This window comes from Streptomyces sp. NPDC006743 (assembly GCF_040703815.1).
GTDB lineage: Bacteria > Actinomycetota > Actinomycetes > Streptomycetales > Streptomycetaceae > Streptomyces.
Genome location: NZ_JBEYJA010000072.1, coordinates 14681 through 27299, shown reverse-complemented (window position 1 = coordinate 27299; position 12619 = coordinate 14681). Strand labels below are relative to the sequence as shown.

6 protein-coding genes and 1 pseudogene are annotated in these 12619 nt (G+C 72.7%); 4 read left to right on the top strand and 3 right to left on the bottom strand.

All coding sequences use genetic code 11. The annotated features are described in order from the left end of the window. Positions 1-250 precede the first annotated feature (250 nt). The 3 genes from ABZ719_RS34280 to ABZ719_RS34270 form a co-directional block, all read right to left on the bottom strand. Positions 251-1000, bottom strand: coding sequence for a DUF4232 domain-containing protein (locus ABZ719_RS34280; RefSeq protein WP_366729071.1), 750 nt, complete (start codon positions 998-1000; stop codon positions 251-253). Positions 1001-1257: 257 nt separating this feature from the next. After that, positions 1258-4524, bottom strand: coding sequence for a BTAD domain-containing putative transcriptional regulator (locus ABZ719_RS34275; RefSeq protein ID WP_366729070.1), 3267 nt, complete (start codon positions 4522-4524; stop codon positions 1258-1260). 654 nt (positions 4525-5178) lie between these two features. Beyond that, on the bottom strand, positions 5179-6597 hold the full coding sequence (locus ABZ719_RS34270) for an ATP-binding protein (RefSeq protein ID WP_366729069.1): 1419 nt from the start codon (positions 6595-6597) through the stop codon (positions 5179-5181). 242 nt (positions 6598-6839) lie between these two features. Here ABZ719_RS34270 and ABZ719_RS34265 point away from each other — a divergent pair. The 4 genes and pseudogenes from ABZ719_RS34265 (at position 6840) to ABZ719_RS34250 (ending at position 12525) form a co-directional block, all read left to right on the top strand. After that, a pseudogene (locus tag ABZ719_RS34265) lies at positions 6840-8084 on the top strand (helix-turn-helix transcriptional regulator). A 306-nt stretch (positions 8085-8390) separates the two neighbouring features. Next, positions 8391-9185: a toll/interleukin-1 receptor domain-containing protein gene (locus ABZ719_RS34260; RefSeq protein ID WP_366729068.1), complete on the top strand. Its 795-nt coding sequence runs from the start codon at positions 8391-8393 to the stop codon at positions 9183-9185. Beyond that, positions 9182-11185, top strand: a complete 2004-nt coding sequence (locus tag ABZ719_RS34255; RefSeq protein WP_366729067.1) for a hypothetical protein — start codon at positions 9182-9184, stop codon at positions 11183-11185. The genes ABZ719_RS34260 and ABZ719_RS34255 overlap by 4 nt, the downstream gene beginning before the upstream one ends. Continuing rightward, entirely contained in the window at positions 11182-12525 is a 1344-nt protein-coding gene (locus tag ABZ719_RS34250; RefSeq protein ID WP_366729066.1) for a hypothetical protein, read from the top strand. The genes ABZ719_RS34255 and ABZ719_RS34250 overlap by 4 nt, the downstream gene beginning before the upstream one ends. Positions 12526-12619: the final 94 nt, after the last annotated feature.

Below are 12619 nucleotides of genomic sequence, written 5' to 3'. Positions count from 1 at the left end.
GGCCCGAGAACGGGGAAGGCCCGAGAACGGGGAAGGCCCGAGAACGGGGAAGGCCCGGTGCGACCCGCCCGGTCAGGCGGGTCGCACCGGGCCCTGTGCCCGTGCCGGGCGGCCCTGTGTCCGTACGAGGGCGGCCCCTTGCCCGTACCCGGGGACTCCGGGCCGCGCCGGGCGACTCTCGGCCACGCGGGCGCCCCTCGGCCGCGCGGGGCGGCTCTGGGCCGCGCCAGGCGGCTCTCCGCCGCGCCGGTCAGAACTCGTCGGCGCCGTTGCGCAGTTCCTCGGTCCAGTAGCCGGTCTTCGCGACCGCCTCGTCGACCGCGAGGCCGCCGGCCGGGGCGTGGACGACGATGCTGCCCTCAGCGGGTCCGTCGGCGGCGAAGAGGTTCACGTTGAACTCCTTGACGACCTTGTTGTCCTCGTGCGCACCACCGTTGGCGATCCGGACGTTGGCGTACGCCGACGCGCCGGACGCCAGGACGACGGGCACTCCCGGGTTGCTCTTCGCGACGGCCGGGATGTCCTTGGCGGTCTGGACAGGGCCGAACGCGAGCAGCGGGTACTTCAGCAGGCGGCAGGAGTGGCCGGAGGTGTTGGTGGCCGTCAGCACGACGTGCTCGGTGGGCGTCTCGTCGGCCTTCGCCGCCTTGACCTTCACGTCCTGGAAGGTGCAGACGGGAGCGGTGGCGCCGGGCCTGCCGGAGGCGGAACCGGAACCGGCCTTGTTCTTGGCGGCGGGCTGGGCGTTGGTCCCCGACTTCGCGGTGCCGGACCCCCCGGAGGCCGAGGCGGCGGAGCCGGCGGAGGACCCCGCGGAGTCGGAGGCGACGGTGGCGCCGGCCGTGGCGGCGGACTTCGCGGCGTCCGTGACCGTCTGCGACGTCGAGGCGCCCCCCTCGTCCTTGGTGCCGGACCCGTCGCCGCCGCAGGCGGTCAGGCCCAGCGAGAGGGCGGCGACGGCGGCGACGGCCAGGACGGTGTGCTTGCGGTGGTTGCGCATGGTGGTTCTCCCCCGTGGGTGATGAAGGCGGTGAAGCCGGTGGTGTGGCGGTCGTGGCCGGTACCCGGTGCCCCCTGACCCCGGGCGCCTGCGCGGTCGGTGTCGCGGTGGCGGTCGTGGTCCTGGGCGGCCTCCTGAGTCCCGTGCTCCGGGCGCCTCCGCGTCGGGCGTCGGCGTCCGGCGTCCCGTGCCCGGTGTCCCGTGCTCGGTGCCATGTACAGCTTCGGATCCCGCGCTGCCGTCCCGCTTACGTCCCGCTAACGCTTCGCTGCCAGCCCGGACAGCAGGTGCGCGGCCCGTTCGGCCCCGGCGGTGAAACCGGCTGCCTCGGACGCCGCCGCGGCCTGCCGGAACTCCTCGGCGGCCTCGTCGGTCCGGCCCAGACCGGCCAGCGCCTCACCGCACAGGATCCGCAGCTGGGCCCGGCCGACGGCGGCGTGCGGGGAGACGAGGGAGGTGGCGCGCAGGGTGTGCGTGAGGGCCGCCCCGTAAGCGCCGGTCCGCAGGCAGTGCTGCGCCAGGTGCTGGAGTGTCAGCACCTGGGTGGAGGGGTGGCCGGTGCGGTCGGCGAGCGCGACGGCGCGGGCCATCAGCTCTCCGGGACGCGTGACGTCCCCGGTGGCGTCCAGGACGGCGGCGAGGTTGACGCAGGCGATGGCCTCGCTGATCGTGTCGCCCGCGCGGGCGGCCAGCCCGGGTGCCTGTTCCAGGTGGACGAGGGCTTCGGCGTCCCGGCCCTCCTCGTGCAGGATCCAGCCGAGCAGCGCCCGGGTCCGCGCCTGCGCGTCGAGGTCCTCCGCATGCTCGGCGGAGGCGAGTCCGGCTTCCAGCAGGGGCGTCCAGCCGTCCGTGATCCGCCACAGCATCAGCGGCCACTGGACGAGGGCGAGCCGCCAGGCCCGGTCGTGCAGGCCCAGGGCAGCGGCGGCGGCGACGGCTCCCTCCAGCGCGGGGCGCTCCGCCGCGTACCAGGCCAGCGCGGCGGCCCGGTCGTCGAACTCGCGGATGGCGGCCGGGCGCCGGGCGTCGGCGGGCAGCGCGTAGCAGGGCTGCGAGCCGGGTTCGGCGGCGGCGTCCGCGGCGAGCCCGGTGTAGAGGTAGTGGTCGAGGAGGCGGCGCAGTCCCTCGGGGTCCGCCTGCGGGGCGAGGTGGCGGGCGTAGAGGCGGACCAGGTCGTGCGGTGTCCAGCGGCCCGGGACGGACTCGGTGAGCAGGTGGGCCGCGGCGAGCCGGTCGAGGTCGGCGGAGGCCTGCGCGGGGGTGGTTCCGGCGAGGGCGCTCGCCGTGAACCGGTCCAGATCGGAACCGGTGTGCAGGCCGAGGGCGCGGAACATCCGGGCGGCCGGTTCGGGCAGTTGCTGCACAGTCAGGTGGAGGGCGGCGGCGACGCCGGTGTCCTCGACGTTCAGCAGGGCCAGGCGCCCCTGTTCGTCGGCGAGTTCGTGGGCCATCGCGCCGAGGGTCCACCGGGGACGTTCGGCGAGGCGGGCGGCGGTGACGCGCAGGGCGAGCGGCAGCCCGTCACAGAGCCCGGCCAGCCGGGCGGCGGCCTCCGGTTCGGCGGCGACGCGGTCCTCGCCGAGGACGCTGACGAGCAGTGCCTCGGCGTCGGCCGCCGGGAGGTGGGCGAGCGGCAGCGGCCGGGCCGCTTCGGAGGCGATGAGCCCGCCGAGCCGGTCCCGGCTGGTGACCAGCGTGACGCAGTGGTCGCCGCCGGGCAGCAGCGGCCTGACCTGTTCGGAGGAGCGGGCGTTGTCGAGGACGACGAGCAGCCGGCGACCGCCCGTGAGCGTGCGGAACAGCGCGCCGCGGGCGGCGGTGGTCTCGGGCACGTGGGGCGCCGGGGTGCCCAGCGCCAGCAGGAACTCCCGCAGCACCGAGCCGGTGTCGGGCGCCGGGGTGTCACTGAAGCCGCGCAGGTCCGCGAAGAGCCGGCCGTCGGGGAAGCCGGCGCGCCGCTGGTGGGCCCAGTGCAGGGCGAACGCGGTCTTGCCGACCCCGGCGGGCCCGGTGATCAGGCAGACGGGCGCGTCCGTGGCACCGGCGGCGCGGTCGAGGGCGGCCAGCTCGGCGCCCCGGCCGGTGAAACCGCGCGGGGCGCGGGGCAGCAGCTCCGGGACCGGGACGCCGGACTCGGCACGCGGCGGACCGGGGCGGACGGCGGCCGGGGCGGTGGGGTCGCAGGACGGGGGCGGGGCGGGGCCGGCGGAGGGCGGGGCGGCTGCGGGGGTGGCGGGGTCGAGGGGCGCGGGGGTGGAGGTGGGGGCGGTGTGGATGTCGGAGGTGGCCTGAGCGCCGGGGGCGGCGGGGGCGGGCAGGGCGGGAGGCTGTCCGGCGGGGGCAGCGTGGACTCCGGGAGCACCGGAAGCGCCGGGAGCGCTGGGGACGCCGGGGACGGGCAGCGCCGGAGGCTGGCCGGCGGGGGCGGACGGCGTGGACGGCTGAGCGGTGGAGGCGGGCCGCTGGGTGTGCGCTCCGGGCTGCGCGGAGTGGGCGGTGGGTACGTCGGGTGCGGCGGACGCCGGGGGTACGGCGGACGGGACTTGGGTGTCCGCTGGGACTGGGATGCCTGGGGGGACGGTGGCGGCGGCAGGACTGGCAGCGGCGGCAGGCGGGGCAGGGGGCCCCGGCGGGGCAGGGGTCGCGGGCGTGGCGGGCAGGCCCGTCGAGTGCGGCGGTACGGCGGTGGCGGAGGCCGCGCTGGCCGTGCCCGGGACGGCGGTGTCCGGGCCGGGCGGGGAGGCTGGGGACGGCGCTGTGGCCGCCGGGGCGGGAGGGGGTGCGGGAGCAGGCGCCTGATCCGGTGCGGGCGCCGAAGCCGGAACAGGGGCCTGGGGGGAGGTCGCCGGTGGGGCGGGGACCGGTCGGGCGGGTACAGGAGACCGCAGCAGGGTGGCGTACGCCTCGGTGAGCGCGTCACCGGGGTCCACGCCCAGCTCGTCGGCGAGCAGCCGCCGGGTGCGGTGGTACCAGTTGATCGCGTCGGACTGCCGCCCGGAGCGGCCGAGCGCCAGCATCAGCGCGGCGGCCAGGGACTCGCGCAGGGGGTGGGCGACGGCCTCGGTACGCAGGACGGCGGCGGCCCGGCCGTGCTCGCCGAGCTGCCCGTACGCCTCGGCCAGGGCTTCCACGGAGGCCAGCCGCAGGTCCTCCAGACCGCCTGCCGCCGCCTCCAGCGGCCCGCTGCGCACCGTTCCGGTGAGCGCGGGGCCCTGCCAGCAGGCCAGGGCCTCGCGCAGCATCCGCACGGTGTCGGCGGGCAGGCGCTGCGCCCGGGAGAGGGCGACGAGTTCCTCGAACCGGTGGGCGTCGACCAGGGACTCCGGCATCTGCAGCTCGTACGCGGTGCCCTGGGTGGTCAGTTCGATCCCGTAGTCCCGGGCGCCGTGCGCGGCGAGCAGGGCGCGCAGCCGCGAGACGTGCCCCTGCAGGACGGTCTTGAAGTGGGTCGGCGGCTCGTCCTCCCACAGCGCGGCGGTCAGCTGGTCGACGCTGACCGCGGTGTTGGGCCGCAGCAGCAGCATCGCCAGCAGGCTGGAACGCTTGACGGGCCCGGGGGGCGAGGTCGCCGTTCTCCGTGATCACGGCGACGGATCCGAGCAGCCGGAACTCCACCTGCCTGACACCTCCCGATCCGCGGCCCGCCGTCCCGAGCCGAGGATACGTGGGGACGTAGGCGGAAACGACCGGCATACCGTCCACCACCAGGCGTCTTCGGCCACGGACCGCACCGCTCACCGCCCGCGGCCCGCCTGCCCCACATCGGTCACGACAAGGTGCCCTGACCGGGTGGGGGCACCCGAGACCGGTCTCCTCCCGTACCTCTATGTCATGCGCATGGTGAACAAGGTCACACGGACGGATGTACGTCCACGCCGTGCACGGCTCACCAGGCCGTCGTCCCTTCTCCACCCGCACGCCACCCTCTCCACCCCCATGCCCGCCGACGTGTCGTCCGGATCGATGCGGGCGGCCGGGGACGGTGCGGGCCGCCGGCGTTCTCGTGGCCCGCCCCACCGGCTCGCCAGGGTCGACGCATGACCGCTCTGCCCGACTGGACGCTGAAGCGCCCCGTCCCCTTCGGCGTCACCCTGGACCTCGACAGGCTCACCCCGCCGCGGGCCGACCCCCCGCGGGCCGAGTGACACCCGCCTCCCGTCTCCTCCTGCCTCCGCCGCTCACAGCGGCCAGGCGGCCAGCAGATCGGCGGGGCCGTAGGCGGCGTCGAGCCCCTGGCAGCCGACCCCGCTTCGCGAGACCGCCACGACCGGCACGGGCTCATCGGTGAGGGCCGCCCGGTGCCGATGGAGTGCGGCCAGGTCGTGCCGGTCGAAGGGTGAGTGCTCGAGCCACTTGACGGAGCCGACGAAAAGCAGCTCCCTGGCAAGGGGAGCGCGGTCCGCTCCGACGACGTCGATCTCGACGTCGTTGGTGCGGGTCCAATAGCCGCCGACTGCGGGCGCCGCGGGGATCCGGTCATGGGGCAGCATCCGGGCGAGCGCCTCCCGGACGAGTGGCTCGATCGCCCGGCCGCGCCAGCTGGTCCAGCTCTCCCGGATGCGCGCCAAGGCCAGATCGCCCCGCCCTCGCTCGATCTCGTTCATGGACGGACCGAGCAGATGCAGCCAGAACCGCAGGTAGGGGTCGGCCACCCGGTAGCGGCGATCCTTCGACCGACGCAGCGAGACGGGCAGCTCCGCGGCGACGATCCGCTTCTCCGTGAGCAGCTCCAGTGCTCGCTGAAGCGGCGTGGCCCCGATCCCGCCGGCTGCCCTGGCGATGTTGGTGAAGGTCCGTTCGCCACTGCCGATGGCAGCCAGCACCGTACGCGCCTGGGCCTGCGGGGGGAATTCGGCGGCCAGCGCGCGCTCGGCCGACACCAGCAGGGCGGAGACCGGATCGCTCAGCGCCTCGGCGAGGAAGTCCCACTGCCCTTCCCCTCTCGGCCACTCCGCGCAGATCAGCGGCAGCCCGCCGGTGACCAGCACGGCGTCGAAAGCTTCCGCCGGGTCCAACCCGAGCATCCTCCCCACCTCGGCGGGGTTCAGCGGCCCCAGCACCATCTCCCGGCCGCGCTGGTGGAAGGGGCGCCCGTAGCTGTTCAGAGCTTCCATCATCGACAGATCGGAGCCGATGAGGACCAACAGCACCGGCTTCGTCTCCAGCACCCGGTCCCAGGCCCGTTGCAGCATCCCCTCGAACGCGCCATCGGCGTCCATGAGGTACGGCACCTCGTCGATGACCAGCACGCTGACCCGGTCGGCGGGGAGCGCGGCGGCCAGCACGTCGAACGCGGCATCCCAGCTCTCCGGCCGCGCGGCGGCCACCAGCCCCGCCGACGGCAGCGTCGACACCCGGGCGTCCCGGGACAGCCGCGCCAGCTCGTCCCTCGGGGACGCACCGGTCGCCGCGTAGAACAAGAACGGGGCTCCGGAGCACTCCGCGAACCGCTCGACCAGTCGCGACTTACCCACTCGGCGCCGCCCACGCAACATCACGCACCGACCGGGCCGCTCCCCGCCGACCCCTGCCGCGACCTTGTTCAGTTCCCGCTCCAACGTCGCCAGCTCCTGCCGACGACCCACGAAATCCACCACGCCCACACCCCCGCCCCACAACATCTAGGTGACTAACACCTACGTTAGTAACATAGACGTTAGCGACCTGGAGCTTTATCTAGGGATAACGAGAGAGAACAGAAGAGGCAACGGGCAACCCTGGCGAACCCCCGCTCACGAGGCCCGTCTCGTGCCAGACTTCCCTATGAAAACGCAGCGAGATCATGCCGTTACAAAGAGTGTTCACCTCACTTGTCGGCTGATCGAGGGGGAGGGTAACCATGAGTGCACACATGCGTTTCGGCCCAGAACTTCGCCGCCTACGACAGGAAGCGGGACTGACTCTGACCGAGTTCTCCGTGGCGCTCAACTACGACAAGGGGTACCTGAGCAAGGTCGAGCGCGGTGAGCGTTCCGCATCTGCCGAACTGGCCCGGCGGTGCGACGCCTTCCTCGGGGCGAACGGCGAGTTACAACGCCTGGTGGTCCGCGCCGAGACCGACTCGGGCACCACCGAAGCCTCTGCCGTCCCGAGCCTCTGGGCTGTCGCACGTCGGACGGTTCTCTCGGCGGGCACGGGAGCGTTGCTCGATCTCGGTCTGAAACTCGGCTGTCAGGCGCCCTTCGCCACCGATCCCCTCCTGTCGTCCTTCCGCGCGCAGTTCGACCAGTTGCGAACGCTCGGCCAGTCCACCGCACCGAAAGTCCTGCTTCCGCTCCTGGAGACGCAGACGCGTACGGTCGTCGGGCTGGCCGCCGACGCCCCGTCCGCCAGGCGGGCCCCCGCGCTCCAGCTCGCGTCGCGCTTCGCGGAGTTCACCGGCTGGATGGCCCAGGAAGCCGGGGACAGTGGCGCGGCGCTCGGCTGGACCGAGGAGGCCGCCGAACTCGCGCGGCTCGGCGGCGATCCGCACCTGGGCACCTACGCGCTCGTGCGACGCGCTCTGGTGACGCTCTACGCCGGGGACGCCGCAGGCACCGTCGCCCTGGCCCGTCGGGCTCAGAGCGAAGAACTCCCGCCGCGCATCCGCGGACTAGCCGCGCAGCGGGAGGCTCAGGGACACGCGCTCGTCGGCGCCGAACGTGACTGCCTCCGCAGCCTCGCCAAAGCGCGGGAACTACTCGACGGCGACAACGCCCACAACGGCCCCGAGCCCGTGATCGGTACCACCCACGTGCGCGATCCGGCAGCGATGACGACCGGCTGATGCCTGTACGACCTCGGTCGCCCCAAGGCCGCCGCCGAGGTCCTCGACCAGGAGTGCCGCCGCCTTCCGCCACACGCGCTGCGAACCCGTGCCAGGTACGGCTTCCGCAGGTCCTTGGCTCACGCAGCCTCCGGCGAGGTCGAGCACGCGTGCACGATCGCCGGGGAACTCCTCGAAGTGATGCCGGCCGTGCCCTCGGCGACAGTGAACAGCGACGTCCGGCGCCTGGCGCGCGAACTTTCCCGGTTCCGGAGCAGCCGGGCCGTGCACGATCTGCAACCGGCACTGGCACGGGTACTCGCCCCCTCCCACGACTGACACCGACTCCGCGGCCGAGGCCGGCTCGAGCCGCCCGGTCCCTGCGTCCCCCGGCCCCCACACGGTCCTGGTGGCACCCGCTGGCCCGGACCGACGCGTCGAAGCGTGCTCTCGGCTTCTTCGGGCTGCCCGATACCAGTGACCCGCCGAGTGGCCGCACTCCCATTCCTGCACGCTCCGTGGGCGGGCCGTACCTCACGCGACCAGGACTCCATGGCACAGGCAGGGCGGAGTCTCGGAACGCCGACCTGCGGCCACCGCGCAAGGGCCCTTCACCCCCGTCTTCCTCCCACGAAGGGAATGTTCATGCCTGACGTCTTTGTCAACTACCGCACAGGCGACGAGGAATCCGCTGCGACCATGATCGCTCGGGAGCTTGCCCGGCGGTTCGGCGGCGAACGGATCTTCTTCGCCAGCGATTCGATCGAGCCCGGACACCGCTACCCGGCGGAGCTGGTCAGGGCGGTGGAGGAGTGCCAGGCGCTCCTCGCCGTGATCGGTCCCCGCTGGTCGGAGGTGCGGGGAACCGATGGCCGCGCCGCCCTCGAAACCGAGCAGGACTGGACCCGTCGTGAGATCCGGACCGCACTCGACCGCGGGATCCTGGTGATCCCCGTGCTCGTCGGAAAGGCCACGCGGATCGACCCCGCCGTCCTCCCGGACGACCTGCGAGAGCTGGCGGACTGCCAGTACAGGCGGTTCGACCACCGCAACGCCGGGCCGGACCTGGCGGCGCTCGGTGACGCCCTCGCTCGACTGCTCCCCGACTTGGGCACGGCGGACCGCGACGCCCGCGTGGCCCGGGAACGAGCAAAGGCGAAGCCCCGCAAGAAGTCGGCCAAGGACGCTGGGCACACAAGAATGCGGACGCGCGACGTCGAACAGCGCGTGCGTGGTGGCATCGGAAACCTCAACGGAGATCTGTCCGGCACCTTCGTCAACGAACCGCGGGGCCCCGTGAACACCGGTCGGGGTCACCAGTACAACGCGCCCCACTTCGAGGGGGACAACACCGGGGTCCAGTTCACGGCGGGTGACAACAGCGGTACGGTCCACCAGCGCTTCGAGCGCGAGCGCCGACGCTCGGACGACGGACGATGACCGAGCAGGACCGCGTCACCGTCAACGATCCGAGTGGTCCGGTGAACAACGGGGTGGGGCCCCAGTACGTCTTTTACGGCGTCGGCGCGGACTGGATGATCCGCAAAGGGGTCGAGTCCCTCCGGATCGATCGCGAGGACCGGATGCACCTGGCCGACCGGTTCGTTCGGCCGGCGGGCTACCGCGAGGCGGCCGAGCGCATCGAGAAGCCCGGATCGGTGGCGCTGCTGAAGGCTCCGCCCGGCAGCGGCCGCCGCGCCGCGGCGATCATGCTGCTGCACGGACTCGGTGAGGACGGCGGCGCCGACGAGGAGGGGGTCCGGTTCGAGGACCTGCCCATCACGGCCAAGGACGAAGACACTGACGATGAGGAGCATCTCGCCCCCCGTGAGGGGGACCGCTTCCTCCTCGACCTTTCCGGGATCGTCGACGAGGACGCGTACGCCAAGGCGCAGCGTCGCCTGGCTGTGCACAGGTCACAGGTCCAGGAGGCGGGGGCCCACATGGTCGTCGTCCTTCCGTCGGGCATGGAGCACCTCCACGCCCCGGCCCTCGAACCACACACGGTGACGCTGGGGCGTCCCCGGGGCGTCGCCGTCGTCACCCGGCACCTCCGGATGGACCGGATGGCATTCCGCTCCGGGGAGCTGGCAAGCGCCGATCTCCGGCGCCTGTGTGACCGCTCCCCCATGCGGGAATTGGCACGGCTCGCCGGGCTGGTGAGGGCCGCTCGCGACAGCGGCCGGTTCGGCTCCGACTTCGCGGGATGGCTCGACCAGGCGATGCACGCGGTGACCGACCGGGCCGATGAAGTGGGTCGGCAGATGACCACGGTCCTCACCGTGCCCGAGCGCGCCCTGCTGCTCGCCACGGCGATGCTCGAAGAGGCACGAGCCGACACGGTCTACGAAGCGTGGCACAGCCTGATGAGCACGGTGGGGCACGAGGAACAGGCGACGAGCGAGCTGGCGCGGACCGACTTCGGGCAGCGGTTGGCGACGCTCGGAATCGAACGGCACCCGGACGGTCGGCTCCGTTTCGAGCGGCTGGCCTACGCCGACGCGGTACGGACGTATTTCTGGGCGAACTTTCCCGGAATGCGCGATGAGTTCAGGGACTGGATCGGCGATGCCGCCGGGCTTCGCGGTCTGACCACCGACGACCGGATGAATGTCGTCGTGCGCTTCGGCGAGCGGTCCCTGGCCGCCGAACGGCCCGACCATCTCTTCGACCTTGTGGTCCGCTGGGCTGACAGCACGACCGGGATGTCTTGCGACCCGCGAGCTCTGGCGGCCCTCGAAGTCGGTCTCGGCCATGAGAGATTCGGAGGATGGTTCCGCAGCCGGACCTATGAGTGCGTGAGGTCCGGCCCTTTGTCGGACGGTCTCGTCCGCGTCCTGACCGCCGTCTGTCGCCAGAGTCTCGGCGCGACGCGCCCGGAACTGGCGATGGTGCGTCTCCACTACCTCGCCGTCCGGCAGGGGAAGGCGGCGGACGAGGCCCGGGAGGCACTCCTCGACCTCGCCGGCCGCGACCACCGAATCCACCGGCTGCTGATCGACCGCTTGCGGAACCGGATGCGTCGCGAGCCCCACGCAAGGGAGATCCACCTTCAGCTGCTCACAGAGCTGCTGGGGAGCGATCGCGCACCGGAACCGCCCCCGTGGCCGGTCCTGTCCCTGGGGTGGGAAACGGTCTTCTCCCAACCGCCGACGGAACTCTGGAACCCGCTGGTGAGCAGCTGGCTCACCGCCGCGGCGGGCGACAGCACCCGAGAGATGGCGCTGGGCGTGATGGTCGGGGCGACGCGCGGGCGGGCGGCGGCTCTCCACCGCCTGTACGCCATCGCCTGCGACTGGGCGGGAACCACGCGCCACTCCTCCTCCCGGGCGGCCGTCGCCGCCCTCTTCTGGCAGCACATCGACCATGCCCAGTACGCCCGCAACGAGGATACGGAGCGCACGGGCGGCGGACCACGGACCACGGAAGAGGCACGATGAGACACCGTTTGCCGACGTTGCTGTGCGTCGCCCTCTGCGGCCTGGCACCGGCCATGCTCGGAAACCTCCTGCACTGGTCGGCGTGGCTATGGGGCTTCATGTCCATGGTCACGACTTCGGGCTCCCTGCTGCTCGTGATGACGGTCCTCAGTGGTGGCCGTACGCCGGCCGACCAGGAGGAGCCCGCAGAGCCTGAGCCACCCGCAGCGCCGACGGAGCAGCCCTACCAGGAGACCCGAGTGGTCGACGCGGCGCTGCCGAGTGCGGCGCGCGGCTACGACTTCCTCTTCTCCGCCACCGTGTGGTGGAGACCGGTCACCGACCGGGCCGACGGGGCTTCCCCGGCCCTGGCCGTGTCCTCGGTCATCGGCAGGGCTCTGGAGGTGGTCCGCCACGAAGAGCCCTGCCGAGCGAGCTTCGCGCGGTATCTGCTGGAAGGGGAGCTGGGCGTCCCGCTCCCGGATCGGAGCGGTCGGGTGAAGGCGCTGGCGGCCGACGTCACGCTGGCCCTCGCCCCCGCCGACCGCGAGCGCCTGCGGAAGTTGAACGACCTTCGCAAGGACGAGGAGGTCTGGGAGTACGAGCGTCAGCACGAGCGCAACAAGCGACGCTATCTCGGTGACGACGTACTCAAAAGCGCGGGCAGCGCCGTGGTGTGGTGGCTGGCCCGGCACGAGGACGACATCGAGAGAGCGGTCGACATGATCGGCCCGCTCGCCCAGATCGCGGCGGCGGCCAACGACGAGGAGGTGCCCGAACTCTTCCGTCACCTGCTCGTTCCGCCCGTGGACACACACAGGGAAGCGACCGTCGGTGGTCCACTGTGGGACGGACACGGCCAGGGAGGAGGGTCAGGGCCTTTCGACCGCGAGGAGGAAGTAGGGGTTGCGGATCGGCTGCTGCTGTTGCTGGCGGCAGTGGGTCTGAAGCCGGGCATGGACGAGTACACCGTGTTCGTGCACCGTGTGGTGCGGAGTCTGGAAGCGGCCGGGCTGGACGAGGCAGCGGACGAGATCAGGAGGGCTCTTTTCCCGGTACCCGACGAGGGCGGAGACGAGGAACCGGAGAACGGTCTCTCGGACCAGGAAGACACCTCGGAGCCCCGGCCGCCACGCTTCCGGGCACCCGAAGGCTCGCCGTACGGCGACGCGGACGCGGGCTCCTTCACACCGGGGGCTGCTGAGAGCGCCGCAGGTGCAAGGGACCAGGGCCGGTGGGAGACAGAGGAGGGTGACGTCATGACACCTCCCTCCTTCTGGGACACCTCGCACAGCCCGCACCGTCCCGCCGCGGCTCGAGGACAGGGCGAGGACGACAAGGACGACGAGGACGGAAGCTGATCCGGTGGACGGTCGGGAAAAGCCAAGAGACCGACCCCGGAGAGTCGGCCCCTGTTCGGCCCGTGTGTCTGCCGGGCCCGGCGAAGTGGCCGGC

Bases quoted from the DNA above. Each gene is read 5' to 3' on its own strand.
- ABZ719_RS34280 (WP_366729071.1), bottom strand. From the start codon at position 1,000: ATGCGCAACCACCGCAAGCACACCGTCCTGGCCGTCGCCGCCGTCGCC.
- ABZ719_RS34275 (WP_366729070.1), bottom strand. From the start codon at position 4,524: ATGCTGCTGCTGCGGCCCAACACCGCGGTCAGCGTCGACCAGCTGACC.
- ABZ719_RS34260 (WP_366729068.1), top strand. From the start codon at position 8,391: ATGCCTGACGTCTTTGTCAACTACCGCACAGGCGACGAGGAATCCGCT.
- ABZ719_RS34255 (WP_366729067.1), top strand. From the start codon at position 9,182: ATGACCGAGCAGGACCGCGTCACCGTCAACGATCCGAGTGGTCCGGTG.
- ABZ719_RS34250 (WP_366729066.1), top strand. From the start codon at position 11,182: ATGAGACACCGTTTGCCGACGTTGCTGTGCGTCGCCCTCTGCGGCCTG.